This window comes from Pseudomonas khavaziana, from assembly GCF_019145205.1.
Taxonomy (GTDB): Bacteria; Pseudomonadota; Gammaproteobacteria; order Pseudomonadales; family Pseudomonadaceae; genus Aquipseudomonas; species Aquipseudomonas khavaziana.
Genome location: NZ_JAHSTT010000014.1, coordinates 95,270 through 121,313, shown reverse-complemented (window position 1 = coordinate 121,313; position 26,044 = coordinate 95,270). Strand labels below are relative to the sequence as shown.

Here is a 26,044-nt window from a genome sequence, read left to right as displayed (position 1 = left end):
CTTGCTCGCGAAAAACGTGAGATCACCGCGTTCATTCAGCATTTGCGCGTTATCGTTGACGTTCTTCGCGAGCAAGCTCGCTCCTACAGTAGAGCCAGAACGAAAAAACCCGCCGAAGCGGGTTTTTCTACGCGGGTATTAAACCGACAGTTCAACCAACAGCTTGTTCAGACGGCGCACATAGGCGGCTGGATCTTTCAGGCTGTCGCCGGCTGCCAGGGCGGCTTGGTCGAAGAGAATGTGCGATAGATCGCCAAAACGCTCTTCGCTCTGCTCGCCATCGAGTTTCTCGATCAGCGGGTGAGCCGGGTTGAATTCGAAGATAGGCTTCGAATCCGGCACTTTCTGGCCGCTGGCCTCGAGGATCTGGCGCATCTGCATGCCCAGGTCCTGCTCGCCGATGGCCAGGATCGCCGGGGAGTCGGTCAGGCGATGGGAAACCCGTACTTCACTGACCGCATCCCCCAGGGACGCCTTGATCCGCTCAACCAGGCCTTCTTTGGACTTGGCGACTTCCTCGGCTTCTTTCTTCTCTTCCTCGGAGTCCAGGTTACCCAGGTCCAGGTCACCACGGGCGACGTCAACGAAGGATTTGCCGTCGAACTCGGTAAGATAGCTCATCAGCCACTCATCGATACGGTCGGTCAGCAGCAGCACTTCGATGCCTTTCTTGCGGAAGACTTCCAGGTGCGGGCTGTCCTTGACGGCTTCGTACTTCTCGCCGGTCAGGTAGTAGATCTTGTCCTGACCTTCCTTGGCACGGGCCAGGTATTCGGCCAGTGACACGACCTGCTCTGCATCACTGCCTTGAGTCGAAGCAAAACGCAGCAAGCCGGCGATTTTTTCCTTGTTGGCGAAGTCTTCCGCCGGGCCTTCCTTCATCACCTGACCGAAGTTCTTCCAGAAGCTCTTGTATTGCTCAGGCTCGTTCTTCGCCAGTTTTTCCAGCATGTCGAGCACGCGCTTGGTCAGCGCAGACTTCATGGAGTCGATGATCGGGTCTTTCTGCAGGATTTCCCGCGACACGTTCAACGACAAGTCGTTGGAGTCGACCACACCCTTGATAAAGCGCAGGTACAGCGGCAGGAAGGATTCGGCCTGGTCCATCACGAACACGCGCTGCACATACAGCTTCAGGCCTTTGGGCGCTTCACGCTGGTACAGGTCGAACGGAGCACGAGCCGGCACATAGAGCAACGAGCTGTATTCCAGCTTGCCTTCGACCTTGTTGTGGCTCCAGCTCAGCGGGTTTTCGTAGTCGTGACCGATGTGTTTGTAGAACTCCTGGTATTCCTCGTCCTTGATCTCGGTACGCGGGCGGGTCCACAGGGCGCTGGCGCGGTTGACGGTTTCCCACTCCTCGGCCGGCTTTTCTTCGCCTTCGGCAGCGGTGTGCTCCTTGGGCAATTCGATCGGCAATGCAATATGGTCGGAGTATTTCTTGATGATGTTGCGCAGGCGCCAGCCATCGGCGAATTCGTCTTCACCGGATTTCAGATGCAGCACGATGCGGGTACCGCGGTCAGCCTTATCAATGGTGGCGATTTCGAACTCACCCTCACCTTTGGAAGCCCAGTGCACCCCTTCGCTGGCGTCGAGCCCGGCACGACGGCTGAACACTTCGACCTTGTCGGCAACGATGAAGGCCGAGTAGAAACCCACGCCGAACTGGCCGATCAGGTGCGAATCTTTTTTCTGGTCACCCGAGAGGTTCTTCATGAAATCCGCAGTGCCGGATTTGGCGATGGTACCCAGATGGGTAACCGCCTCTTCACGGCTCATGCCGATACCGTTGTCTTCGAGGGTGACGGTCTTGGCGTCTTTGTCGTAGCTCACACGGATTTTCAGTTCCGCGCCACCTTCCAGCAACTCCGGCTTGGACAGGGCTTCGAAACGTAATTTGTCGACAGCGTCAGAGGCGTTCGAGATCAATTCGCGAAGGAAGATTTCCTTGTTGGAATACAGCGAATGGATCATGAGGTGCAGCAGTTGCTTCACCTCGGTCTGGAAGCCCAGGGTTTCCTTTTGAGTTTCCACACTCATGGTCATCAAACTCCAATTGGATGGCAATGGCCGCGCCCTTGAGGGTTGGCGGCGGGTTGTCATCAAAGTTGGGGGCTAAGACCAGGATTTCAAGGGCGGGCCAGATCCTCAATCTTGAAATGTGCGCGGGCGGTGGCAATCGGTTCGGCCGGGGTGCTCTGCCACGCGGTGATCGCCACATTCGCCACACGGCGACCCTGGCGCCATACCTGGCATTTGGCGTAGGTGTCGCGAAACTGGCCGGCGCGCAGGTAATCCAGGGAGAAGTCGATAATCTTCGGCAGGCTCGGAGCGCCGGTAGACACCAGCAGGTGCATCGCCGCCGACAGCTCCATGAAGCCGGCGATCACCCCGCCATGTAATGCCGGCAATATCGGGTTACCAATATTGTCCTTGTTGGCCGGCAGCCGAAACAGCAGCTCATCCCCCAACCGGGTGCATTCGACACCGATCAGCTTGGCATAGGGCACCAAGTCTAGAAGTGCGTCGTAATTGCCGCGAGCGAGGGCCTGCTCCAGGCGGGTCTTGAACCTATGGGTCATGCCTGGTCTCCACTGATCGTGCTACCCAGCCCCTGCGTGCCTCTAAGACGCTTGCCCATGCGCATGAACGTGCCCACCACATGGGCGATGGGCTGTTGCGGGTCGTCCTGGTAAGCCACACCCCGGGTAAAGATCACATCAGTGGTGACCCGATAGCATTGGGCAAAGCCATAGACCGGCTTATGAGGCTCGGCCGGGTGCATGTAGTCGATACGCAGGTCCAGGGTCGGGCACACCTCGAATTCGGCTAATACGCACAGGGTGGCCATGCCGCAGGCCGTGTCCATCAAGGAAGTCAGCGCGCCACCATGGATCACTCCGGAGAGGGGGTCACCGACGATATGCGCGCCGTAAGGCAGCACGAGGGTCATGCCCTCCTCACTGGCCGCATGCACGGCAACACCCAGCACCTGGCAGTGGCGCAGCGCCGAAACAAAGCGTGCGGCACGCTCTAACAAGGGGTTTTCGGTCATTGATTTTAGACTCTTATTAGTGTGAACCCGGCGGACTGAAAACGCCGAAAAAAAGTTTCTGTGCGAAAACGTATATATATCTGTGGGATAAAAGGAACTAATGCTGGCCCATTAGGCTCGAAAGGCCAGTAGATATCTTCAATAAGGAGAAACACCCCATGCGCAAGACATTAGCTATTTCCATGATGCTGGCCGCTGCCCTCGGCCTGGCTGCCTGCGACAAGAAATCCGAAGACAAAGCCCAAGACGCTGCTGCCCATAAAGAGCAAGCTCAGCAAGACATGGCTAAAGCACAGGATAAAGTGAACGACGCTGCGAAAGAAAACGCCGATGCTGCCAAAGCTCAGGCTGAAGCTAACGAAGCTGCCGCAAAAGAAGCTGCACCTGCCGCACCAGCAGAGCCTGCCAAGCCTTAATAGGCTGGTCTGATTCCGCAAAAAAAAAGCCCGCTTAGATAGCGGGCTTTTTTTGTCTGCTTATTTTGCGCCGGGCACAGGCGTAATCAGAGTGCGGCCTCTTTGACCGACTCCGGCGCAGACATATCGGTCGGGGTATAGACCATCACTTGCAGCACCGCAGAATGAAATTCTCGGTGATAAAGCACCAGCACCACCCCGCTGCTCATCAACATGAACAGCCAAGGGCTGACAAACCAGGCCAGCATGGTCATACCGAAATAATAAGAACGCAGCCCAAGGTTGAATTGATTGGCCGCCATGGAAATTACCCGTGCCGCCCGGGACGCGAACGCCTTGCGCTCCTGTTCCAAAACCTGCCGCTCACCGATCATCGGCGCCGACCCCACCAGCACCGCCGCAAAGTTGTACTGGCGCATACACCAACTGAAGGTAAAAAACGCATAGACAAATACCAGTGCCAGGCAAAGCAATTTGATCTCCGACATCCCGCGGGACGCCTGCTGCACCATGGGAATGTCCGCCAGCAACGACACCGCCCGTTCGGAAGCGCCGAGCACAGTGAGAATACCGGCAAGGATGATCAAGGTGCTGGAGGCAAAGAACGAGGCATTGCGTTCCAGGTTGCCGATCACGCTGGCGTCGGCGATGCGGTTATCGCGCAATAGCATGCGGCGCATCCAGTCTTCGCGGTACAGATGCAACACGCTGGCCAGACACGCAGTGTCACGGGCTTTCCAGGTGGCGTAACGGGTGTAGCCGCCCCAGCAGATAACAAACCAGAGTGCGGCGAGCAAGTGAGCTTGGTTGGTTTCAACGAACGACATGCAGGTCCTATTACATGAGAGGGTGTGGCGAATGCGGTAAACTTTGAGCGAGGGCAAACCCTCCTTCCACTCTTACCGGGTTACAACTTTAGAAATATGTAACCTCATACGCATAAAAAATGCCCCGTATCGATTGATACGGGGCATTTCAATACAGCCTCAAACAATCCGTTATGCGATGGCTTCGCTACGCTTGCCGAGCAGACGGTCGACCACCACTGCCACGACCAGGGTCATCACCGAGGGCACCAGCCAGGCCAGGCCTTGCTCGCTCAGCGGCAAGTGTGTCAGTTGCGCTGGCATCCAATCCGCCAGACCCGCCCCCTTGAGAGCGTCGATGCAGCCAAAGATAAACGACACCAGCATTACCGGTCCGACAATACGCCCTTGCTCCTGCCAGAAATCCTTACAGAAGCTCAGCGCCACCAGCACGATGCACGGCGGGTAGATGGCAGTAAGTACCGGAATCGAGAAGGCGATCAGCTTGGTCAGGCCCAGGTTGGACACGAACAACGAGAACACTGCCAGGATTACTACCAGGGTCTTGTAGGACAGCGGCAGGATCTTGCTGAAGTACTCGGCGCAGGCGCAGGTCAGGCCTACGGCGGTGACCAGGCACGCCAGGGAAATCAGCAGGGCAAGGAAGCCGCTGCCCAGGGAGCCGAACGTGTGTTGCACGTAGGCGTGCAGTACCGCTGCCCCATTGCTGGCACCGGCGGCGACCGCATGGCTGCCCGAGCCCAGGCGGAACAGGCTGACGTACACCAGCGCCAGGCCCACGCCGGCTATCAGCCCGGCAATGATCGCGTAACGGGTGATCAACTTGGGCGATTCGACACCCCGGGAGCGGATCGCGTTGACGATCACGATGCCGAACACCAGGGCACCCAGGGTATCCATGGTCAGGTAGCCGTTGATAAAACCTTGGGAGAATGGCGCGGCGACGTATTCCGTGGTGGCAACCCCCACTTCACCGGCCGGCAAGGCAAACGCGGCGATACCGAGGATGGCCAGGGCGATAATCTTCAGCGGTGCGAGGAAACGACCTACCGTGTCCAACAACCGGCCTGGATACAACGAGACAAAGAACACCACCAGGAAATACACAGAGCTGTAGAGGAACAGCGCCAACGGACTTTCACCGGTCAACGGCGCAAGACCCACTTCAAATGACACCGTCGCCGTACGCGGGGTCGCGAACAGCGGCCCTACCGCCAGGTACGCAGCCGCCGCCAGCAGGCCACCGGCGATCTTGCCAATTGGGCTGCTCAGCGCATCCATGCCGCCACCGACCTTGGCCAACGCGATCACAGTGACCACCGGCAAACCGACCGCAGTGATCAAGAAGCCCAGCGCCGCCATCCAGACATGGGGCCCCGACTGCAAGCCAACGATAGGCGGGAAGATGATGTTGCCGGCGCCCACGAACAGGGCAAAGGTCATAAAGCCCAACGCCAGGATATCCTGGCTTTTCAACACTTTCATTTGAGGAAATACCACACTACTGAATCGGAATTTAGAGAGGGCTTCCCTATGGATGAGGGAAATGCTGCCGGCCCTGATGGGGGCTGACCGTACCAGCGCGCAGCTTCCTTTTGGGATGCGGACGCATAAAGAGGCGGCTAGGGTACAGAATTAGGCTGACAAACGCACTGTTGCGGGGCGCTCTGTCCGATAAGCGACATTTGAATGTCGCGTTTTCATACTTAATTTGCCCATACAGTTTTTTGTAGGAGCGAGCTCGCTCGCGAAAAACCCACAGGCGCCGCGTTCATTCAGGCAGCACGCGTTATCGTTGACGTTTTTCGCGAGCAAGCTCGCTCCTGCAGAAGGGCCATATCGCAGACACAGAATGCACAAAGGCCACCCGAAGGTGGCCTTTGTGTGGTGAAGCGTCAGCTAAGCGCGAGGCTTACTTGACAGCCCAACCAGTCAGCTCGGCCAGGGCCTTGCCGATGTCTGCCAGCGAACGCACGGTTTTAACACCTGCGTCTTGCAGAGCAGCGAATTTCTCGTCTGCAGTGCCTTTGCCGCCAGAGATGATTGCGCCAGCATGGCCCATGCGCTTGCCCGCAGGGGCAGTCACACCGGCGATGTAGGAAACAACCGGCTTGGTCACGTGTGCCTTGATGTAGGCAGCCGCTTCTTCTTCGGCCGAACCGCCGATCTCACCGATCATCACGATCGCTTCGGTCTTCGGGTCTTCCTGGAACAGCTTCAGGATGTCGATGAAGTTCGAACCTGGGATCGGGTCACCGCCGATGCCGACGCAAGTCGACTGACCGAAACCGGCGTCAGTGGTCTGCTTCACAGCTTCGTAGGTCAGGGTGCCGGAACGGGAAACGATACCGACTTTACCTGGCAAGTGAATGTGACCTGGCATGATGCCGATCTTGCATTCGCCTGGGGTGATCACGCCTGGGCAGTTAGGGCCGATCAGGACTACGCCCAGCTCGTCGCACTTAACTTTAGCGTCCAGCATGTCCAGGGTAGGAATGCCTTCGGTGATGCACACGATCAGCTTGATGCCGCCGAATGCCGCTTCCAGGATCGAGTCCTTGCAGAAAGGAGCTGGAACGTAGATCACGCTGGCGGTGGCGCCAGTGGCTTCTACTGCTTCTTTCACGGTGTTGAACACGGGCAGGCCCAGGTGCTCGGTGCCGCCTTTGCCTGGTGTTACGCCGCCAACCATCTGGGTGCCGTACTCGATGGCTTGCTGGGTGTGGAAACTACCTTGCGAACCGGTAATACCCTGGCAGATAACTTTGGTGTCTTTATTGATCAGGACGCTCATTACTTGCCCTCCGCAGCTTTGACAACTTGTTGAGCAGCGTCGGTCAGGCTGGTAGCCGCGATGATGTTCAAACCGCTTTCTGCCAGTACTTTAGCGCCCAGTTCAGCGTTGTTACCTTCAAGGCGCACAACAACCGGGATTTTGACGCCGACTTCTTTCACTGCACCGATGATGCCTTCGGCAATCATGTCGCAACGAACGATGCCGCCGAAGATGTTGACCAGTACTGCAGCGACGTTGGAGTCGGACAGGATGATCTTGAACGCTTCGGTAACGCGCTCTTTGGTAGCGCCACCACCTACGTCGAGGAAGTTGGCTGGCTTGCCGCCATGCAGGTTGACGATGTCCATGGTACCCATGGCCAGGCCAGCACCGTTGACCATGCAACCGATGTTACCTTCCAGGGCTACGTAGTTCAGTTCGAACTTGGCAGCGTGCGCTTCGCGCGGATCGTCTTGCGACGGATCGTGGAAAGTCTTCAGCTTAGGCTGACGGTACATGGCGTTGGCGTCGATGTTGATCTTGGCGTCGAGGCAGTGCAGATCGCCGTCAGCCTTGATCACCAGCGGGTTCACTTCCAGCAGGGCCAGATCGTGATCCTGGAACAGTTTGGCCAGACCTACGAAGATCTTGGCGAACTGGGCAACTTGCTTGCCTTCCAGGCCCAGCTGGAAAGCCAGTTCACGACCCTGGAATGGCTGGGCGCCAACCAGTGGATCGATAGTGGCTTTCAGGATTTTTTCTGGGGTTTCGTGAGCGATTTTCTCGATGTCCACGCCACCTTCGGTGGAAGCCATGAATACGATGCGACGGCTCGAACGGTCAACGACAGCGCCCAGGTACAGCTCTTTAGCGATATCAGTGCACGATTCAACCAGGATCTTGGTGACTGGCTGGCCATTGGCATCAGTCTGGTAAGTTACCAGACGCTTGCCCAGCCACTGCTGTGCGAAGGCCTTGGCGTCTTCTTTGCTGCGAACCAGCTTGACGCCGCCCGCTTTACCGCGACCACCGGCGTGGACCTGGGCTTTGACCACCCACTCGCTGCCGCCGATTTTGTCGCAAGCTTCTGCTGCTGCTTCCGGGGTGTCTACTGCGTAGCCCTTGGAAACTGGCAGGCCGTATTCAGCGAACAGCTGCTTACCCTGATACTCGTGAAGATTCATGCTTTTTACCGTCTTCGTTAGGTACTGCGCATTCGGCGCTGCGCTCATTATGAGTGCCGCGCCACCTGTGACTGCTGCTTGCGCAACCTGCGGGGCTTATGGCCCGTAAAGCTGCGCAAGGCTGCGTCCAGCGGATATTCCGCGGTGAGTCTTGCGCGCAAGGCTCACGACGGGCAACTCCGCCGTGGTTTCTTATTATCTCGCTTAGCGCTTCTTCTTGTTGGCGATGTGGATGGCACCGCCATTCACTGCCAACGCGGCTTCATGCAGCGCTTCGGACAGGGTCGGATGGGAGAAGACCATCATGCCGATGTCCTCGGCACTGGTGCCGAATTCCATGCCGATCGCGCCCTGCTGAACCAGTTCTGCAGCGCTTGGGCCAATCACGTGGACGCCCAGTACGCGGTCAGTCTTGGCATCAGCGATGACCTTGACAAAACCACCGGTGTCGTTGGCTGCCATTGCACGGCCAGAAGCGGCGAACGGGAAGGTGCCGACGTTAACTTCAACACCTTCGTTTTTCAACTGCTGTTCGTTCTTGCCGACCCATGCAATTTCCGGGTGGGTGTAGATAACCGATGGAATCAGGTCGTAGTTCATCTGGGTCTTGTGGCCCTTGATGCGCTCGACAACCATGATGCCTTCTTCGGAAGCCTTGTGCGCCAGCATCATGCCGCGAACCACATCACCGATGGCGTAAACACCTGGAACAGCGGTAGAGCAATGATCATCGACATGGATGAAGCCACGTTCGTCGATCTCTACACCGCTGTCGGAAGCCAGCAGGTCGTTGGTCACCGGACGGCGGCCAACAGCCACGATCAGCTTGTCGAAGGTGATGGTCTGCTCGCCATCCTTGTCGGTGTAGGTCACCACGACTTCTTCGCCGTTGACCTTGGAGCCAGTCACGCGAGCGCCGAGCTTGATGTCCAGACCTTGCTTGGTCAGGGTTTTCAGCGCTTCTTTGGACACGGCGGTGTCGGCAGCCAGCAGGAACGTGTCCAGGGCTTCCAGCACGGTGACCTTGGAACCCAGGCGGGACCAGACCGAACCCAGCTCCAGGCCGATCACACCGGCGCCGATCACGCCCAGGCGCGCAGGCACGGCTTGGAATTCCAGGGCGCCGGTCGAATCAACGATTACGTTCTGGTCAACCGGAGCCGGTGGAATGTCGATTGGGCGCGAGCCTGGGGCCAGGATCACGTTTTCGGCTTCGATGACTTCAACCGAACCGTCCGGCTTGGTGACTTCGACTTTCTTGCCCGCCAGCAGCTTGCCGTGGCCTTGGATGGACGTCACGCCGTTGGCCTTGAACAAGGTGGCAACGCCGGAAGTCAGGCCCTTGACGATGTTGGCTTTGCGACCAACCATGGCAGGAACGTCCATGCGCAGGGTCTCACGGCTGATCCCTTGGATACCGTGAATGGCCAGGCCGTCTTGGGCTTCATGGAATTTCCAGGAGCTGTCCAGCAGCGCCTTGGAAGGAATGCAGCCAACGTTCAGGCAGGTACCGCCCAGCGCCAGCTTGCCTTCCTTGTCGGTGTATTTTTCGATGCAGGCAGTCGAGAGGCCCAGTTGCGCGGCCTTGATGGCGGCAACATAGCCGCCAGGGCCTGCACCAATCACTACAACGTCAAATTTCTGTGTCATGAAAATAGATCCTCTATTTGCGACAAGCTTTTAGCCACAAGCCGCAAGCCAAGCTGCTTTTTCCTACAGCTTGTAGCTCGCAACTTGCGACTGCTTCTATCAGATGTCCAGGAGCAGGCGAGCCGGGTCTTCCAGCAGGTTCTTGATGGTCACCAGGAACGTCACGGCTTCTTTACCGTCGATCAGGCGGTGATCGTAAGACAGTGCCAGGTACATCATTGGGCGGATCACGACCTGGCCATTGATGGCCATCGGACGCTGGATAATGTTGTGCATGCCCAGGATCGCGGCTTGCGGTGGGTTGACGATCGGCGTCGACATCATCGAACCGAAGGTACCACCGTTGGTGATGGTGAAGGTACCACCGGTCATCTCGTCGATGGTCAGCTTGCCGTCACGGGCTTTCTTGCCGAAGCCGGCGATGCCGCCTTCGATTTCAGCCAGGCTCATCAGCTCGGCGTTACGCAGTACCGGAACCACCAGGCCACGGTCGCTGGACACGGCAACGCCGATGTCTGCATAGCCGTGGTAGACGATGTCGCTGCCGTCGATGGAAGCGTTGACAGCCGGGAAGCGCTTCAGCGCTTCGGTGGCCGCTTTGACGAAGAACGACATGAAGCCCAGGCGCACGCCGTTGTGGGACTTCTCGAACAGATCCTTGTACTTCGAACGCAGGGCCATGACTTCGGTCATGTCGACTTCGTTGAAGGTGGTCAGCATCGCCATGTTCGACTGGGCTTCAACCAGGCGCTTGGCCACGGTGGCACGTACACGGGTCATCGGTACACGCTTCTCGGTGCGGTCGCCGGCAGCGAACACCGGAGCAGCGGCAGCAGGAGCAGCAGCCTTGGCAGGTGCGGCAGCCGGGGCGTTTTTCTTGGCTTCAACGGCAGCAACCACGTCTTCCTTGGTCACGCGGCCGTCTTTGCCGGTGCCTTTGATGGAAGCCAGGTTGATACCATTTTCATCAGCCAGTTGACGTGCAGCCGGTGCAGCGATTGGATCTTCGCCACCTGCAGCCGGTGCGGCGGCAGGCGCCGAAGCGGCAGGCGCAGCAGCCGGAGCAGCAGCGGCCGGCGCGGCGGCAGCGCCACCCTCTTCGATCGAGCCCAGCAGTTGGTTGGACAGTACGGTGTCGCCCTCATTGGCACCATCAGCGATTGCACCCAGCACGCCGTCAGCTTCAGCCAGCACTTCGAGTACGACTTTGTCAGTCTCGATGTCAACGATCAGCTCGTCACGCTTGACGGCGTCGCCTGGTTTCTTGTGCCAGGTGGCAACGGTGCCATCGGCAACCGATTCCGGGAATGACGGGGCTTTGATTTCGATAGCCATTATCTGTAGGTCCTTAAAATTCGGTTTCAGTCAGCGCGAAGGCGTTAAACAGTGAAAGCATCTTGCAGCAGTTTTTCCTGCTGCTCGGCGTGCATCGACGCATAACCACAGGCAGGTGCAGCAGAAGCATCACGACCGGCGTACTCCAGGCCCAGGGCCTTGTTGTGGTTGCCGATGCTGCGACGCAGATGATGCTGGCTGCTGTACCAGGCGCCCTGGTTCATCGGTTCTTCCTGACACCACACTACGTTCGTGAGGTTGGTGTAAGGCGCGATGATCTCCATGAGGTCATCTTCCGGGAACGGATAAAGCTGCTCGATACGCACGATAGCAATGTCTTCGCGGCCTTCGGCACGGCGTTTTTCCAGCAGATCGTAGTAGACCTTGCCGCTGCACAGGATCAGGCGAGTGACCTTGGCGGCGTCCAGTGTGTCGATCTCTGGAATCACGGTCTGGAACGAACCTTCGGCCAGGTCTTCCAGGGTCGAGACGGCCAGTTTGTGGCGCAACAGCGATTTCGGCGTGAGTACGACCAGCGGCTTGCGCAGCGGGCGGATCACCTGGCGACGCAGCAAATGGTAGATCTGCGCCGGGGTGGTCGGCACGCACACCTGGATGTTGTGCTCGGCACACAGCTGCAGGTAACGCTCCAGACGGGCCGAGGAGTGCTCCGGACCCTGACCTTCATAACCGTGTGGCAGCAGCATGGTCAAACCGCACAGACGGCCCCACTTGTGCTCGCCGCTGGTGATGAACTGGTCGATTACAACCTGGGCACCGTTGGCAAAATCGCCGAACTGGGCTTCCCAGATCACCAACGCGTTCGGCGTGGTGGTCGAGTAGCCGTATTCGAACGCCAGTACGGCTTCTTCGGACAGGAACGAATCGTACAGGTCGAAACGTGGCTGGCCTTCGTACAGGTGTTGCAACGGAATGTAGGTGGAAGCGTCTTTCTGGTTGTGCAGAACCGCATGACGGTGCGAGAACGTACCACGGCCGATGTCCTGGCCGGTCATGCGGATCGGGTGACCTTCGAACGCCAGGGTCGCGTACGCCATGGTTTCAGCGTAACCCCAGTTGATCGGCAGGCCGCCGGCTTGCATCTTCTGACGATCTTCGTAGATCTTCGCCACCTGGCGCTGAACGACGAAACCTTCGGGAATTTCCAGCAGCTTGGCAGAAAGCTCCTGCAAGGTCTTCAGGTCGAAGGAGGTATCGTGACGCGCAGTCCAGGTGTGGCCCAGGTACGGACGCCAGTCGACGAAAAGCTCCTTGTTCGGTTCCTTGACCAGGCTTTTTACTACATGCAGGCCATTGTCCAGGGCGTTGCGGTATTCGTCGACTTTCGCCTGGACACGTTCATCATCTACCACGCCGGCCTTGGTCAGGCTTTCGGCGTACAGCTCACGAGTGGTGCGCTGCTTGGTGATCTGCTGATACATCAATGGCTGGGTGCCGCTTGGCTCGTCCGCTTCGTTGTGACCGCGACGGCGGTAGCAAACCAGGTCGATCACCACATCACGCTTGAACTGCATGCGGTAGTCGACAGCCAGTTGGGTCACGAACAGCACGGCTTCCGGATCATCGCCATTCACGTGCAGGATCGGCGCCTGGATCATCTTGGCAACGTCGGTGGCGTACTCGGTGGAGCGCGCATCCAGCGGGTTGCTGATGGTAAAGCCGACCTGGTTGTTGATGACGATGTGAACGGTACCGCCGGTCTTGAAGCCGCGAGTCTGCGACATCTGGAACGTTTCCAGGACCACGCCTTGACCGGCGAATGCCGCGTCACCGTGGATGGAAATCGGCAGGACCTTCTCACCGGTGGCGTCGTTACGACGATCCTGGCGAGCACGTACCGAACCCTCGACCACTGGCGAAACAATTTCCAGGTGGGATGGGTTGAACGCCATGGCCAGGTGAACTTCACCGCCGGTGGTCATCACGTTGGACGAGAAGCCCTGGTGGTACTTAACGTCACCGGAACCCAGCTCGACCTTCTTCTTGCCTTCGAACTCGTCGAACAGCTCACGCGGGTTCTTGCCGAAGGTGTTGACCAACACGTTCAGGCGACCACGGTGAGCCATGCCGATAACGACTTCCTTGGTGCCGTAGGAACCGGAACGCTGGATCAGTTCGTCGAGCATCGGAATCAGGCTCTCGCCGCCTTCCAGGCCGAAACGCTTGGTGCCTGGGTATTTGGTGCCCAGGTATTTCTCCAGGCCTTCGGCTGCGGTCACGCGCTCCAGCAAGTGGCTGCGCACATCAGCGGACAATACCGGACGGCCACGCACGCCTTCCAGGCGGTGCTGGAACCAGTGGCGCTGCTCGGAATCGGTGATGTGCGTAAATTCAGCGCCAATGGTGCGGCAATATGTCTGCTGCAACGCTTCGTGAATTTCGCGTAGGCTCGCTTCCTCTTTGCCGATGAACAGGTCGCCGGCACGGAAGGTCGTATCAAGATCGGCATTGGTCAAGCCGTAATGATTGATCGACAGGTCTGCAGGTGCAGGACGCTGCCACAGCCCCAGCGGGTCAAGCTGGGCTGCCTGGTGGCCACGCATACGGTAGGCCTGGATCAGTCGCAGTACTTCAACTTGCTTCTTCTCATGCTCGCTGCTCACGCTGCCGGCGGAAACCGGCTGGGCGCGGCGCTGGTTCTTTGCCAGCAGCACGAACTGATCGCGAATTGTTGCGTGCGATACATCGGTGGCAGCGTTGCCGTCTGAAGACAACGTCTGAAATTTGGTGCGCCATTCTTCTGGCACAGCGTTAGGGTCGTGCAGGTAGAGCTCATAAAGCTCTTCCACATAGGCAGCGTTACCACCTGAAAGATAGCCGCTGTTCCACATGCGCTGCATCACGCTTTCTTGCATGCTTGGTCACCCTCGATTTGGGGACACCACCGGCGAAAACACCGAGTTTGCTTGCAAAAGGCCAAGTGCAGCGACCAAAACAAGCCACTTAGGATCACGCTGATAGTTCGGGTACCAACCCGAATGCCCCTGCTTGTCTCATTTCTTCAAAATAAGAGCCGCGGCTTTGTAAGTCGCTGCTCAAGTTAAAACTACGGCGCCGGTTGAAGCCTGCGCCGCAGCATTTACGGGCACAACGGTCCTGCTATTACTACAACGTCAGTTACACGCCGCTCTGCAGCAGCATGTTACGGATGTGACCAATGGCCTTAGTCGGGTTCAGGCCTTTAGGACATACGTTGACGCAGTTCATGATCCCGCGGCAGCGGAATACGCTGAACGGGTCATCCAGCGAAGCCAGGCGCTCGGACGTCTTGGTGTCACGGCTGTCTGCCAGGAAGCGGTACGCTTGCAGCAGGGCAGCCGGGCCCAGGAACTTGTCCGGGTTCCACCAGAAGGATGGGCACGAAGTCGAGCAGCAAGCGCACAGAATGCACTCGTACAGGCCATCGAGCTTTTCACGCTCTTCCGGGGACTGCAGACGCTCGATGGCCGGAGCCGGCGTGTCGTTCTGCAGGAACGGCTTAACTTTTTCGTATTGCTTGTAGAAGATGCTCATATCGACGACCAGGTCACGGATAACCGGCAAACCTGGCAGAGGACGAACGATCAGCTTGTTACCTTTGACAACAGCGGACAGCGGCGTGATACACGCCAGGCCGTTCTTGCCATTGATGTTCATGCCGTCAGAGCCGCAGACACCTTCACGGCAAGAGCGACGATAGGAGAAACCCTCGTCCTGCTCCTTGATCAGGGCCAGCACGTCCAGCACCATCAGGTCTTTACCACCGGTATCGACCGAGAATTCCTGCATGAACGGCGCGGCGTCCTGATCAGGGTTGTAGCGATAAACACTGACTTTCAACATGGCAGCCACCCTTAGTAAGTCCGAATCTTCGGTTCAAACGTCGGAACCGTCTTCGGCGAGAAGTTCACGGCACGCTTGGTCACGCGCTTGTCACCCGGGAAGTACAGGGTGTGGCACAACCAGTTTTCGTCATCGCGATCTTCAAAGTCTTCACGGGCGTGGGCACCACGGGATTCTTTACGAACCTCGGCGGCGATCGCCGTCGCTTCAGCCACTTCCAGCAGGTTCTGCAGCTCAAGGGCTTCGATACGAGCAGTGTTGAACGCCTGGCTCTTATCGTTGATCTTGACGTTGGCGATACGCTTGCGCAGATCGGCCAGCTGGGCAATGCCCTTCTGCATGTATTCGCCGGTACGGAACACACCGAAGTAGTTCTGCATGCAGTTTTGCAGTTCACGACGCAGGGTTGCCACGTCTTCGCCATCAGTGCGCTCGTTCAGAGCGTTGAGGCGCGCCAGGGCAGCTTCGATGTTGGCGTCGGTGGCGTCATCGTATTCGATGCCGTCGGTCAGCGCTTTTTCCAGGTGCAGGCCGGCAGCGCGGCCGAATACCACCAGGTCGAGCAGCGAGTTGCCGCCCAGGCGGTTGGCACCGTGAACCGATACGCAAGCCACTTCGCCTACCGCGAACAGACCATGAATGATCTCGTCCTGGCCATCGGCGTTCTGGGTGATCGCCTGGCCATGAATGTTGGTCGGCACGCCGCCCATCATATAGTGGCAAGTCGGAACAACCGGCACCGGAGCAACCACCGGGTCAACGTGGGCAAAGGTCTTGGACAGCTCGCAGATACCTGGCAGGCGGCTGTGCAGCACCTCTTCACCAAGGTGATCGAGCTTGAGCAGTACGTGGTCGCCATTCGGGCCACAGCCGTTACCGGCGATGATCTCTTTAACCATCGAACGGGCTACTACGTCACGGCCAGCCAAGTCTTTGGCGTTCGGAGCATAACGCTCCATGAAACGCTCGCCATGCTTGTTGATCAGGTAGCCACCTTCACCACGGCAACCTTCGGTCACCAATACACCGGCGCCGGCGATGCCGGTCGGGTGGAACTGCCACATTTCGATGTCTTGTACCGGTACGCCGGCGCGCAGTGCCATGCCGACGCCGTCACCGGTGTTGATCAGGGCATTGGTGGTCGACGCGTAGATACGACCTGCACCGCCGGTCGCCAGAACAGTAGCCTTGGCGCGGATATAGGTGGTTTCACCGGTTTCGATGCAGATAGCGATCACACCGACGAACTCGCCTTGTGCGTTCTTGACCAGGTCAACCGCGTAGTACTCGTTCAGGAACGTGGTACCGGCTTTCAGGTTGCCCTGGTAAAGGGTGTGCAGCAGCGCGTGACCGGTACGGTCGGACGCGGCGCAGGTACGGGCAGCCTGGCCACCTTTACCGTAGTCCTTCGACTGGCCGCCGAATGGACGCTGGTAGATACGACCTTGCTCGGTACGGGAGAACGGCAGGCCCATGTGGTCCAGCTCGAACACCGCGGCCGGGCCTTCCTGACACATGTATTCGATAGCGTCCTGGTCACCGATGTAGTCGGAACCCTTGACGGTATCGTACATGTGCCAGCGCCAGTCATCGTTCGGGTCGGCGGACGCGATGGCGCAGGTGATGCCACCCTGGGCCGATACGGTGTGGGAGCGCGTCGGGAACACCTTGGTGATCACGGCAGTCTTGTGACCACCCTGGGCCAGCTGCAGCGCAGCGCGCATGCCAGCACCGCCGCCACCAATGATGATGGCGTCGAATGAAATAGTTGGAATGTTAGCCATGAATCAGATACCCCAAAGAATCTGCACACCCCAGACGAAGTAAGCGAACATCGCGACGCCGCATACTGCCTGGAAGAGGAAACGTACTGCAGTCGCGGACTTGCCCAGCGCCATCGGCGTCAGGTAGTCAGTCGCGATGGTCCACATGCCAACCCAGGCGTGAGCGCCCAGGGCTACAAGGGCCAGCAGACTGAAGATTCGCATCGCATTGTGGGAAAACAGGCCATGCCATTGCTCATAGCCAATACCCGGGTTTGCGACGAGGTATCCGATCAGGAAAATGAAATAAGCCGCGAGAACGACCGCAGACACACGCTGTGCCATCCAGTCATAGAGGCCCGAACGCGACAGATTCGTAACGCTGGTTACCATATCCAAACTCCTGCCAGAACGATCAGCACCACGGAAATGGCGATGATGATTTTCGAGCCCAGGCGGCCGCCTTCCAGCGTCTCACCGATGCCCATGTCCATGATCAAGTGGCGCACACCGGCTACCAGGTGATACAGCAGAGAGGACAAGAGGCCCCATGCTACGAACTTGGCCAGCGGGCTGGTCAAGCATGCCTTCACCTCGGCGTATCCTTCCTCGGAACCCAGGGATTTGCTCAATGCATAAAGCATGATGCCCAAGCCCAGGAACAGGATGATGCCGGAAACACGGTGCAGGAACGACGTAACGCCGGTGATGGGGAGTTTGATGGTCCTTAGGTCTAGGTTTACAGGTCGTTGGCTATTCACGGCTTTTTTTCACACTGAAGAGCCCCTAACAATCAGGGCAAAGTTGTTGGGGAGTGCGACTGGTCAGGTAAGCACCACCCAGGGAGTGCGACCCCCAATGAAAGCAAGCCCAAAAGCCCTTGGCGGTCGGTGGCCGAGTATAGACAGTTAGGTTACTAATGACAACGCGCACACCTCACCCTAATAGCTGATTGCGCTGACGGGATAAAAGGCGTAAATGGCAGTCATTTTCGACGAAAAAGTACGGTTAAAGCCTTCTGGCGCAAGACTTTAGGCAAATTGACATCTGGATTTATATCAATATAGTGGTGCGGGCCCTGCGTGGGGGGTCTGTCTGATGATTTGAAGCATAAATAGGAGGCCACATGGCTGACAAAAAAGCGCAGTTGATCATCGAGGGCGCAGCCCCCGTCGAGCTGCCCATTTTAACCGGCACCGTTGGTCCCGATGTTATCGACGTACGGGGCCTGACGGCCACGGGCCGTTTTACTTTCGACCCAGGCTTCATGTCGACCGCGTCCTGCGAGTCGAAGATCACCTATATCGATGGTGATAATGGCATTCTGCTTCATCGCGGTTACCCGATCGAGCAACTGGCTGAACAATCGGACTACCTGGAAACCTGCTACCTGCTGCTAAATGGCGAATTGCCGACAGCCGAGCAGAAAGCCCAGTTCGTCAGCACTGTGAAGAACCACACCATGGTTCACGAGCAGTTGAAGACCTTCTTCAACGGCTTTCGTCGCGACGCCCACCCGATGGCCGTCATGTGCGGCGTCGTTGGCGCCCTGTCGGCCTTCTATCACGACTCCCTGGACATCAATAACCCGCAGCATCGCGAAATTTCCGCGATCCGCCTGGTTGCCAAGATGCCGACCCTGGCCGCGATGGTCTACAAGTACTCCATGGGCCAGCCGATGATGTACCCGCGCAACGACCTGACGTACGCGGAAAACTTCCTGCACATGATGTTCAACACCCCGTGCGAGATCAAACCGATCAGCCCTGTGCTGGCCAAGGCCATGGACCGGATCTTCATCCTCCATGCCGACCACGAGCAGAACGCCTCCACCTCCACCGTACGCCTGGCCGGCTCTTCGGGTGCCAACCCGTTCGCCTGTATCGCCGCCGGCATCGCCGCACTGTGGGGCCCTGCCCACGGCGGTGCGAACGAAGCCGTGTTGACCATGCTCGATGAAATCGGCGATGTTTCCAACATCGACAAGTTCATTGCCAAGGCCAAGGACAAGAACGATCCGTTCAAGCTGATGGGCTTCGGTCACCGGGTCTACAAGAACCGCGACCCACGTGCCACTGTGATGAAGCAGACCTGCGACGAAGTGTTGAAGGAACTGGGCATCAAGAACGATCCGCAACTCGAACTGGCCATGCGCCTGGAAGAGATCGCCCTGACCGACCCGTACTTCATCGAACGCTCGCTGTACCCGAACGTCGACTTCTACTCGGGGATCATCCTCAAGGCGATCGGCATTCCAACCAGCATGTTCACCGTGATTTTCGCCCTGGCGCGGACTGTGGGCTGGATCTCCCACTGGAAGGAAATGCTCTCCAGCCCGTACAAGATTGGCCGCCCGCGCCAGCTGTACACCGGCTACGAGTCGCGTGACATTACCAAGCTGGAAGATCGCAAGTAAGCACTTAAGGGCTTGCCTGTAATGAGAACGGCCTCCCTCAGTGGAGGCCGTTTTTATTTGTGGTGCCTGGTGTGCCGCCATCGGGAGCAAGCCCCCTCTTATCAAACTTCAAATAATCTACTGATTTTAAAGAGTTAAAATTTAGTCTTAACACCGGATATTTTGGAGGCGGCCCAGGTTGCTGCGCGACGGCGCCACGTCGGCGATGTGACCGGGTTGTTGGGTTGTTGGGGCGAGTACATATCCGTTGCTTAGGTAACGGCCACTATAGGTTCCGCCCTTACGGCAGCTCACTTTGCAAAAGCGGCAAAGTAAGCAAAACGCTCTTGCCCCACCACTCGGCCCCTCGCCTAGGCTCGGTGTGCCCTCACTCCGGCTTGAAGCCGTGGGCCGCCGTCATGGGCCATCCCTGGCCCAGGACGGCTAACCCGGCGTCCTGCCGGGTTACCCACGGCTTCAAGCCTGCGTTCGGCCAGCGTGGTTTAACGGGGCGCCTAAGATCAAAAGCAAGATCAAGAGCGACTCGCTACGCATCGCAGATACGCTGGCGGCGCGTCTGCTTTACTGTAGGAGCGAGCTTGCTCGCGAAAAACCTGAGAACGCCGCGTTCTTTCTGGTTTCCCGTGTCATCGTTAACGACCTTCGCGGGCAAGCCCGCTCCCACAGGGGTACGCGCACGCTTCAACGATCAGGTGGGCTATAAGGCCGCCTCGCTGTGTTTTTGATCTCAGGCGCCCCGTTAAACCACGCTGGCCGGAATTCGACAGGGATTTGGGGGGTAAACCGGCAGGATGCCGGTTTAGCCGCCCCGCGCCATGGATGGCGCGTGGCGGCGGCCCCCCAAATCCCTGTCGGATTACGGGCACACCGAGCCTAAGCGAGGTGCCGAGTGGTGGGGCAAGAGCGTTTTGCTTACTTTTGCCTGGGCCGGCATTCCGGCCTTTCAAAAGTGAGCCGCTGTAAAAGCGGAACCATAAGTGGCCGTTGCCCAAATAACGGATATGTACCCAGGACGAAAACCAACATCCTGCTCGGCTGTCAGGCCGCCACGGGAGCAAGCTCCCTAGTTTGCTGCGCGACAGCGTCACATCGAAGATGTGGTGGGCGCTCCCACATTTGACTGTGTTCACAAGTTGAAATCTGCGAACCCAATCCAGTGTGGGAGGGGCGGTGCGACGATTCGACTTGCTCCCGATGAGGCCAGCCCACCCAACACAAATCTTCAGGCAAAAAAATACCCCAGCCTTTCGACTGGGGCATTTTCTATCCAGCTATAACCTTAGTGATTAACCGCCCCACTCGCCCCCAGGCCAGTCTGCGAACGCACAAACTGCGGGAAGTACAGCGCACGCTCTTTCTCTGCCGCCGCCGACTTGTCGGTGATGGAGAAGAACCAGATGCCGATGAACGCAATGATCATCGAGAACAGCGCCGGGTACTCGTACGGGAAGATGGCTTTTTCGTGGTGCAGGATCGAGACCCAGATGGTCGGGCCAAGGATCATCAGGCCCACGGCACTGATCAAGCCCAGCCAGCCGCCGATCATGGCGCCACGGGTGGTGAGGTTTTTCCAGTACATGGAAAGCAGCAGTACCGGGAAGTTACAGCTGGCGGCGATCGAGAACGCAAGGCCAACCATGAACGCAATGTTCTGGCTTTCGAACAGGATACCCAGGCCGATAGCCAGCACCGCCAGGGCGATGGTGGTGATCTTCGACACGCGAATCTCATCTTTCTCGTTGGCCTTGCCCTTCTTGATCACGCTGGCGTACAGGTCATGGGATACCGCCGAAGCTCCGGCCAGGGTCAAGCCGGCAACCACCGCGAGGATAGTGGCGAAGGCCACGGCCGAGATGAAGCCCAGGAAGATGCTGCCACCCACCGCGTTGGCCAGGTGCACCGCCGCCATGTTGTTACCGCCGAGCAAGGCGCCTGCCGCATCCTTGAACGCCGGGTTGGTGCTGACCAGCAGGATCGCGCCGAAGCCGATGATAAAGGTCAGGATATAGAAGTAACCGATGAAGCCCGTAGCGTACAGCACGCTCTTACGCGCTTCCTTGGCGTCGCTCACAGTGAAGAAACGCATCAGGATGTGCGGCAGGCCGGCGGTACCGAACATCAGGGCCAGGCCAAGGGAGAATGCCGAGACCGGGTCTTTCACCAGGCCGCCCGGGCTCATGATCGCTTCACCTTTGGGGTGAACCTTGATCGCTTCGGCAAACAGCATGTTGAAGTCGAAGTTGACGTGCTTCATCACCATCAGCGCCATGAATGAGGCACCGGACAGCAACAGCACCGCCTTGATGATCTGCACCCAGGTGGTCGCCAGCATGCCGCCGAACAACACGTACAGGCACATCAGGATGCCGACCAGGATCACCGCCACATGGTAGTCCAGGCCGAACAGCAACTGGATCAGCTTGCCCGCGCCAACCATCTGCGCGATCAGGTAGAACGCCACCACCACCAGCGAGCCACAGGCCGAGAGGCTGCGGATCTGGGTTTGGCCGAGGCGATAGGACGCCACGTCGGCAAAGGTGTATTTGCCCAGGTTACGCAGGCGCTCGGCGATCAGGAACAGGATGATCGGCCAGCCCACCAGAAAGCCGATCGAGTAGATCAGGCCGTCGTAGCCAGAGGTAAACACCAGCGCGGAAATACCCAGGAAGGACGCCGCCGACATGTAGTCGCCGGCAATCGCCAGGCCGTTCTGGAAGCCGGTGATCTTGCCGCCTGCCGCATAGTAGTCGGCCGCCGACTTGTTGCGCTTGGACGCCCAGTAGGTGATGCACAACGTCGCGCCGACAAAGGCCACGAACATCAGGATCGCTGCGATATTCAGCGGTTGCTTGTGCACTTCACCGGTCAATGCATCTGCCGCCCAAACGGCGGGTGCAAAGACGCCAGCACCGAATATAGCCAATAGACGACGGATCATTGCGCAGCCTCCTTGAGAATCGCATTGTTCAGGTCGTCGAATTCGCCATTGGCGCGTCGCACATAGATGCCGGTGAGGATGAAGGCCGAGACAATCAGCCCGACCCCGATAGGGATGCCCCAGGTGATGGATGAACCGGGGCTGAGCTTGGCCCCCAATACTTGCGGCCCGTAGGCGATCAATAGGATGAAACCGGAGTAAAGCCCTAGCATGATCGCCGAGAGAATCCAGGCGAACCTTTCCCTTTTCCTGACCAGCTCCTTGAAACGCGGGCTGTTTTGAATCGAGAGGTAAATGCTGTCGTTCATTGTTTTTATCCTCGCAGCACAGCTTTTTTATTATTGGAACGTATCCACTGTATGCGGCTGTGGAAAGGGTTCCAGACGACCTTAGTAGTAGATCGAGCTTAGCGAGGATTTGTAAAAAATGTAGGAGCGAGCTTGCTCGCGAAAAACGTCAACGATAACGCGTTCATTCTGGATGATCGCGGTGCCTGTGCGTTCTTCGCGAGCAAGCTCGCTCCTACAATTGGGGCGGGGTTATTTAGCGGTCCACTCCGCTACGCGCTCAGGGTGCTTGGCCACCCAATCCTTGGCGGCGGCGTCTGGCTTGGCGCCTTCCTGGATCGCGAGCATGACTTCGCCGATTTCATCCTTGGAGGCCCACTGGAACTTCTTCAGGAAAGCCGCCACTTCCGGTGCTTTCTTCTCCAGGCCCTTGCTGCCGATGCTGTTGACGGTTTCAGCAGCACCATAAATCCCTTTGGGGTCGTCCAGGAAACGCAGTTTCCACTTGGCAAACATCCAGTGCGGCACCCAACCGGTCACGGCAATGGAGTCCTGCTTGTCTTCGGCACGGGTCAGTTCGGCGATCATCGCCGCGCCCGAGCTGGCTTGCAGCTTGTAGTCCAGGCCATATTGCTTGATGGCTTCGTCGGTCTTGAGCATTACGCCTGAACCGGCGTCGATGCCGACGATCTTGTTCTTGAAGGTGGTATCGGTCTTGAGGTCTTCGATGGATTTGGCCTTGACGTACTCCGGCACGATCAAGCCAATCTTCGCGTCCTTGAAGTTAGGGCCGTAGTCGACCACCTTGTCTTTGTTCTTGGCCCAGTATTCGCCATGGGTCACAGGCAGCCAGGCAGAGAGCATGGCATCGAGTTTGCCGGTGGCGACGCCCTGCCACATGATCCCGGTGGCGACGGCTTGCAGCTTCACGTCGTAGCCAAGTTTTTCCCTGATCACTTCTGCCGCCACGTGAGTGGTGGCCACGCTGTCGGACCAGCCGTCCACGTAGCCGAGGCTCAGGGTTTTGCTGTCGGCGCTGGCCAGTGTGGAGCCCATCGCAACCACCAACGTGGCAGCTGCGCCCAAGAGTCGTCGCATCTTCATAGTACTTCCCCGAAAGTGCTGCGCTCGACGGATGCCGAGCGACGTCAAACTGTTGTTATAGGGTGCACCGCGCCTCCTTCACGCGCATCGATCCGGTTGCCCAAGACATCAGTGGAGTTCTGACCCTTCGATAATCAACCTGCCGGGTCCATGGACCTGCTCTGCCAGCGACCTCGGCTGAGCAAGAAACGACATCACATAGCCAGCAGGAAGCTTCCTACAACTTGACGCCAAAATCCCGCCCGAACTTTGCATGTCAAAATCATGCAGCCGCACTGAAAGGAGTCAATTGCGGGTAAGATGCGCGCCTTTGCTCCCCCAGATAAGCCGACCATGCCCGCGACTGCCCGCTTCCCTGCCCTGCCCTATTTCCTTGCCTTGATCCTCGGACTGCTTGCTCTTGTCGGCTATTGGTACGGCCTCGGCCGGCCGGTGGTGCTGCCGGACGTCGCCAGCGCCAGCCACAAGATGCAATGTGCGTCCTATACGCCGTTCGACAAGGACCAATCGCCCTTCGACCAGCCGTTCAAGCTGCGCCCCGAGCGCATGGACGCCGACCTGGCGCTGCTTGCCACACGCTTTGAATGCATTCGCACCTACTCCATGACGGGCCTGGAGTCCTTGCCCGACCTGGCGCGCAAGCATGGCTTGAAGGTGATGGCCGGGGCCTGGGTCAGCAGCGATCCAGTGGCGACCGAGAAAGAAATCAACGAGCTGATCGCTGCAGCCAACGCCAACCCTGACATCGTCACCTCGGTGATCGTCGGCAACGAAGCCCTGTTGCGCAAGGAAGTGACCGCCAAGCAATTGGTGGCGCTGATTCAAACAGTCAAAAGCCAGATCAAGCAGCCGGTCACCTATGCCGATGTCTGGGAGTTCTGGCTGCAACACCCGGAAATCGCCCCGGCGGTGGACTTCCTCACCATTCACCTGCTGCCGTACTGGGAAGATGATCCGTCCGGCATCGACCAGGCGCTCAAGCACGTGGGCGATGTGCGCCAGACCTTCGGCCACAAGTTCGCACCCAAGAACATCGTGATCGGCGAGACCGGCTGGCCCAGCGAAGGCCGCCAGCGCGAAACCGCCGTGCCAAGCCGGGTCAATGAGGCCAGGTTCATGCGTGGCTTCGTGGCCATGGCCGAAGCCAATGGCTGGCGCTACAACCTGATCGAAGCCTTTGACCAACCTTGGAAGCGCGCCAGTGAAGGTGCCGTCGGCGGGTATTGGGGGCTGTTCGATGCAGACCGCCAGGACAAAGCCATCCTCGCCGGCCCCGTGACCAATGTGCCGTACTGGCCGCTGTGGCTGGGCGTCGGCGGGCTCATCCTGCTCGGCACCCTGGTGCTCGGTGGCCGTGTGCGCAGCCTACGCTCGGCGCTGATGCTGCCCTTACTGGGCGCCGTTGCAGCCTGCTCTATTGGCACCTGGGCCGAACTGACCCGTGTCACTGCGCGCTTCAACGATGAGTGGGTATGGGCCGGTTTGCTGGTGGTATTGAACCTGCTGGTACTGGCCCACGCCGCCCTGGCCCTCAGCGCCCGTGACGCCTGGCGCGAGCGTGCATTTAACTGGCTGGAACAACGCGCTGGCTGGCTGGTGGCGATTGCCGGGTTTGCGGGGGCGGTGATGATGCTGGCGCTGGTGCTTGACCCGCGTTACCGCAGCTTCCCGAGCGCGGCGCTGCTGCTGCCGGCCCTGGTGTACCTGGTGCGCCCGGTAACCGGGCCGCGTCGGGAGATTGCGCTGCTAGCCTTCATTATCGGTGCCGGCATTGCGCCGCAGTTGTACCGGGAAGGCTTGTTGAACCAGCAGGCTTGGGGTTGGGCGGTGGTCAGCCTGCTCATGGTTGCAGCTTTGTGGCGCTGCTTGCGGGTGCGCAAGGCTTAACACTCCCATCGGGAGCAAGCCGCCTCCCACATTTGACCGTATTCACAAATAGAAATATGTGAACCCAATCAAGTGTGGGAGGCGGCCTTGCTCCCGATTGGCCCTATCAGGCGCCCCGAGGCTTCCTGACCAACCGCAACCCCGCAATCACCACGGCAAACACTGCAAAGGTGGTGTTGTACAACGCCAGGGCCGGCAGCCCGAACACCATCCCCAGCACTGCCAAAGCCCACCCGGCACGCCCCGGCACGAAAAACGCCAGCACCGACGTAATCAGCGCCGCCCAACCCAGCACCTTGAAGTGAATCATCAACCCCAGGTTCGCATGCACCTGGCACTCCCAGCGGCTGGCCTCCTCTGCGCAGAGGCCGACCCACTGCCCATCCTCCATAAAGCCATAACGTGCGGCATAGCTGGCGGCCAGCCATAACGGCAGGGCAATAAGCAGCAAAATCAACGGCAAGCGGCGGGACATGGGGCACTCCGATAGGCAAAAACGGCGCTCAGCTTAATCCCACGGCGGCCGTTAGCAAGGTGTTCGCGCAGATATCTGTTCAACA

The 26,044-nt window shown here is 58.5% G+C and carries 21 protein-coding genes and 1 pseudogene; 3 read left to right on the top strand and 19 right to left on the bottom strand.

The window, feature by feature from the left end:
- Window positions 1-138: 138 nt before the first annotated feature.
- The 3 genes from htpG to KVH01_RS25200 form a co-directional block, all read right to left on the bottom strand.
- On the bottom strand, window positions 139-2,043 hold the full coding sequence (gene htpG, locus KVH01_RS25210) for a molecular chaperone HtpG (RefSeq protein WP_043051013.1): 1,905 nt from the start codon (window positions 2,041-2,043) through the stop codon (window positions 139-141).
- An 89-nt stretch (window positions 2,044-2,132) separates the two neighbouring features.
- Window positions 2,133-2,585 carry a PaaI family thioesterase gene (locus KVH01_RS25205; protein WP_217883290.1) on the bottom strand — a complete coding sequence of 151 codons (453 nt, stop codon included), beginning with the start codon at window positions 2,583-2,585 and terminating at the stop codon, window positions 2,133-2,135.
- Window positions 2,582-3,058: a PaaI family thioesterase gene (locus KVH01_RS25200; protein ID WP_217883289.1), complete on the bottom strand. Its 477-nt coding sequence runs from the start codon at window positions 3,056-3,058 to the stop codon at window positions 2,582-2,584. Before KVH01_RS25200 ends, KVH01_RS25205 begins: the two co-directional genes overlap by 4 nt.
- Before the next feature lie 158 nt (window positions 3,059-3,216).
- On the opposite strand from KVH01_RS25200, the gene KVH01_RS25195 reads away from it, so the two are divergent.
- The gene (locus tag KVH01_RS25195) at window positions 3,217-3,474 is read left to right on the top strand and encodes a hypothetical protein (RefSeq protein ID WP_043051010.1); all 258 of its coding nucleotides are present in this window, start codon (window positions 3,217-3,219) and stop codon (window positions 3,472-3,474) included.
- An 86-nt stretch (window positions 3,475-3,560) separates the two neighbouring features.
- On the opposite strand, the gene KVH01_RS25190 is transcribed toward KVH01_RS25195, so the two are convergent.
- The 11 genes from KVH01_RS25190 to sdhC all read right to left on the bottom strand — a co-directional run bounded on the left by KVH01_RS25190 (window position 3,561) and on the right by sdhC (window position 17,613).
- A complete protein-coding gene (locus KVH01_RS25190; protein ID WP_217883288.1) occupies window positions 3,561-4,301 on the bottom strand; it encodes a DUF599 domain-containing protein in 741 nt (246 codons plus the stop codon).
- 171 nt (window positions 4,302-4,472) lie between these two features.
- A complete protein-coding gene (brnQ, locus tag KVH01_RS25185) occupies window positions 4,473-5,786 on the bottom strand; it encodes a branched-chain amino acid transport system II carrier protein (protein WP_217883287.1) in 1,314 nt (437 codons plus the stop codon).
- Between the two features lie 427 nt (window positions 5,787-6,213).
- Window positions 6,214-7,095 carry a succinate--CoA ligase subunit alpha gene (sucD, locus tag KVH01_RS25180; RefSeq protein ID WP_003190013.1) on the bottom strand — a complete coding sequence of 294 codons (882 nt, stop codon included), beginning with the start codon at window positions 7,093-7,095 and terminating at the stop codon, window positions 6,214-6,216.
- The gene (gene sucC, locus KVH01_RS25175) at window positions 7,095-8,261 is read right to left on the bottom strand and encodes an ADP-forming succinate--CoA ligase subunit beta (protein WP_003190011.1); all 1,167 of its coding nucleotides are present in this window, start codon (window positions 8,259-8,261) and stop codon (window positions 7,095-7,097) included. The genes sucD and sucC overlap by 1 nt, the downstream gene beginning before the upstream one ends.
- A 204-nt stretch (window positions 8,262-8,465) precedes the next feature.
- Window positions 8,466-9,911: a dihydrolipoyl dehydrogenase gene (gene lpdA, locus KVH01_RS25170; RefSeq protein ID WP_043051007.1), complete on the bottom strand. Its 1,446-nt coding sequence runs from the start codon at window positions 9,909-9,911 to the stop codon at window positions 8,466-8,468.
- Between the two features lie 99 nt (window positions 9,912-10,010).
- On the bottom strand, window positions 10,011-11,246 hold the full coding sequence (odhB, locus tag KVH01_RS25165) for a 2-oxoglutarate dehydrogenase complex dihydrolipoyllysine-residue succinyltransferase (protein ID WP_057014101.1): 1,236 nt from the start codon (window positions 11,244-11,246) through the stop codon (window positions 10,011-10,013).
- A 44-nt stretch (window positions 11,247-11,290) separates the two neighbouring features.
- Window positions 11,291-14,122 carry a 2-oxoglutarate dehydrogenase E1 component gene (locus tag KVH01_RS25160; RefSeq protein WP_043051005.1) on the bottom strand — a complete coding sequence of 944 codons (2,832 nt, stop codon included), beginning with the start codon at window positions 14,120-14,122 and terminating at the stop codon, window positions 11,291-11,293.
- Window positions 14,123-14,384: 262 nt separating this feature from the next.
- Window positions 14,385-15,089, bottom strand: a complete 705-nt coding sequence (locus KVH01_RS25155) for a succinate dehydrogenase iron-sulfur subunit (protein ID WP_034118919.1) — start codon at window positions 15,087-15,089, stop codon at window positions 14,385-14,387.
- An 11-nt stretch (window positions 15,090-15,100) separates the two neighbouring features.
- Window positions 15,101-16,873: a succinate dehydrogenase flavoprotein subunit gene (gene sdhA / locus KVH01_RS25150; protein WP_003190007.1), complete on the bottom strand. Its 1,773-nt coding sequence runs from the start codon at window positions 16,871-16,873 to the stop codon at window positions 15,101-15,103.
- Between the two features lie 3 nt (window positions 16,874-16,876).
- A complete protein-coding gene (sdhD, locus tag KVH01_RS25145) occupies window positions 16,877-17,245 on the bottom strand; it encodes a succinate dehydrogenase, hydrophobic membrane anchor protein (protein ID WP_003172805.1) in 369 nt (122 codons plus the stop codon).
- The gene (gene sdhC, locus KVH01_RS25140; RefSeq protein WP_003190005.1) at window positions 17,239-17,613 is read right to left on the bottom strand and encodes a succinate dehydrogenase, cytochrome b556 subunit; all 375 of its coding nucleotides are present in this window, start codon (window positions 17,611-17,613) and stop codon (window positions 17,239-17,241) included. The genes sdhD and sdhC overlap by 7 nt, the downstream gene beginning before the upstream one ends.
- A 365-nt stretch (window positions 17,614-17,978) precedes the next feature.
- Between sdhC and gltA the strand changes: the two genes are divergently transcribed.
- A complete protein-coding gene (gene gltA / locus KVH01_RS25135) occupies window positions 17,979-19,268 on the top strand; it encodes a citrate synthase (RefSeq protein WP_012723087.1) in 1,290 nt (429 codons plus the stop codon).
- A 562-nt stretch (window positions 19,269-19,830) separates the two neighbouring features.
- On the opposite strand, the pseudogene KVH01_RS30495 reads toward gltA, so the two are convergent.
- The 4 genes and pseudogenes from KVH01_RS30495 to KVH01_RS25120 all read right to left on the bottom strand — a co-directional run.
- Window positions 19,831-19,953 (bottom strand): annotated as a pseudogene (locus KVH01_RS30495) (outer membrane lipoprotein carrier protein LolA); the annotation flags it as partial.
- 594 nt (window positions 19,954-20,547) lie between these two features.
- Complete coding sequence (locus tag KVH01_RS25130) at window positions 20,548-22,206, bottom strand: cation acetate symporter (protein WP_217883286.1); 1,659 nt, start codon at window positions 22,204-22,206, stop codon at window positions 20,548-20,550.
- Entirely contained in the window at window positions 22,203-22,514 is a 312-nt protein-coding gene (locus KVH01_RS25125; RefSeq protein ID WP_057014105.1) for a DUF485 domain-containing protein, read from the bottom strand. The genes KVH01_RS25130 and KVH01_RS25125 overlap by 4 nt, the downstream gene beginning before the upstream one ends.
- Window positions 22,515-22,745: 231 nt before the next feature.
- On the bottom strand, window positions 22,746-23,597 hold the full coding sequence (locus KVH01_RS25120) for a glycine betaine ABC transporter substrate-binding protein (RefSeq protein WP_046069092.1): 852 nt from the start codon (window positions 23,595-23,597) through the stop codon (window positions 22,746-22,748).
- A gap of 333 nt (window positions 23,598-23,930) precedes the next feature.
- On the opposite strand from KVH01_RS25120, the gene KVH01_RS25115 reads away from it, so the two are divergent.
- Entirely contained in the window at window positions 23,931-25,484 is a 1,554-nt protein-coding gene (locus tag KVH01_RS25115; protein WP_217883285.1) for a glycoside hydrolase family 17 protein, read from the top strand.
- A 106-nt stretch (window positions 25,485-25,590) separates the two neighbouring features.
- Here KVH01_RS25115 and KVH01_RS25110 read toward each other — a convergent pair whose 3' ends face one another.
- Complete coding sequence (locus KVH01_RS25110) at window positions 25,591-25,959, bottom strand: hypothetical protein (RefSeq protein WP_217883284.1); 369 nt, start codon at window positions 25,957-25,959, stop codon at window positions 25,591-25,593.
- Window positions 25,960-26,044 lie beyond the last annotated feature (85 nt).

What these genes read in the sequence shown, in the direction of transcription:
- htpG (WP_043051013.1), bottom strand. Translation starts at nt 2,043, where the DNA reads ATGAGTGTGGAAACTCAAAAGGAAACCCTGGGCTTCCAGACCGAGGTG.
- KVH01_RS25205 (WP_217883290.1), bottom strand. Translation starts at nt 2,585, where the DNA reads ATGACCCATAGGTTCAAGACCCGCCTGGAGCAGGCCCTCGCTCGCGGC.
- KVH01_RS25200 (WP_217883289.1), bottom strand. Translation starts at nt 3,058, where the DNA reads ATGACCGAAAACCCCTTGTTAGAGCGTGCCGCACGCTTTGTTTCGGCG.
- KVH01_RS25195 (WP_043051010.1), top strand. Translation starts at nt 3,217, where the DNA reads ATGCGCAAGACATTAGCTATTTCCATGATGCTGGCCGCTGCCCTCGGC.
- KVH01_RS25190 (WP_217883288.1), bottom strand. Translation starts at nt 4,301, where the DNA reads ATGTCGTTCGTTGAAACCAACCAAGCTCACTTGCTCGCCGCACTCTGG.
- brnQ (WP_217883287.1), bottom strand. Translation starts at nt 5,786, where the DNA reads ATGAAAGTGTTGAAAAGCCAGGATATCCTGGCGTTGGGCTTTATGACC.
- sucD (WP_003190013.1), bottom strand. Translation starts at nt 7,095, where the DNA reads ATGAGCGTCCTGATCAATAAAGACACCAAAGTTATCTGCCAGGGTATT.
- sucC (WP_003190011.1), bottom strand. Translation starts at nt 8,261, where the DNA reads ATGAATCTTCACGAGTATCAGGGTAAGCAGCTGTTCGCTGAATACGGC.
- lpdA (WP_043051007.1), bottom strand. Translation starts at nt 9,911, where the DNA reads ATGACACAGAAATTTGACGTTGTAGTGATTGGTGCAGGCCCTGGCGGC.
- odhB (WP_057014101.1), bottom strand. Translation starts at nt 11,246, where the DNA reads ATGGCTATCGAAATCAAAGCCCCGTCATTCCCGGAATCGGTTGCCGAT.
- KVH01_RS25160 (WP_043051005.1), bottom strand. Translation starts at nt 14,122, where the DNA reads ATGCAAGAAAGCGTGATGCAGCGCATGTGGAACAGCGGCTATCTTTCA.
- KVH01_RS25155 (WP_034118919.1), bottom strand. Translation starts at nt 15,089, where the DNA reads ATGTTGAAAGTCAGTGTTTATCGCTACAACCCTGATCAGGACGCCGCG.
- sdhA (WP_003190007.1), bottom strand. Translation starts at nt 16,873, where the DNA reads ATGGCTAACATTCCAACTATTTCATTCGACGCCATCATCATTGGTGGC.
- sdhD (WP_003172805.1), bottom strand. Translation starts at nt 17,245, where the DNA reads ATGGTAACCAGCGTTACGAATCTGTCGCGTTCGGGCCTCTATGACTGG.
- gltA (WP_012723087.1), top strand. Translation starts at nt 17,979, where the DNA reads ATGGCTGACAAAAAAGCGCAGTTGATCATCGAGGGCGCAGCCCCCGTC.
- KVH01_RS25130 (WP_217883286.1), bottom strand. Translation starts at nt 22,206, where the DNA reads ATGATCCGTCGTCTATTGGCTATATTCGGTGCTGGCGTCTTTGCACCC.
- KVH01_RS25125 (WP_057014105.1), bottom strand. Translation starts at nt 22,514, where the DNA reads ATGAACGACAGCATTTACCTCTCGATTCAAAACAGCCCGCGTTTCAAG.
- KVH01_RS25120 (WP_046069092.1), bottom strand. Translation starts at nt 23,597, where the DNA reads ATGAAGATGCGACGACTCTTGGGCGCAGCTGCCACGTTGGTGGTTGCG.
- KVH01_RS25115 (WP_217883285.1), top strand. Translation starts at nt 23,931, where the DNA reads ATGCCCGCGACTGCCCGCTTCCCTGCCCTGCCCTATTTCCTTGCCTTG.
- KVH01_RS25110 (WP_217883284.1), bottom strand. Translation starts at nt 25,959, where the DNA reads ATGTCCCGCCGCTTGCCGTTGATTTTGCTGCTTATTGCCCTGCCGTTA.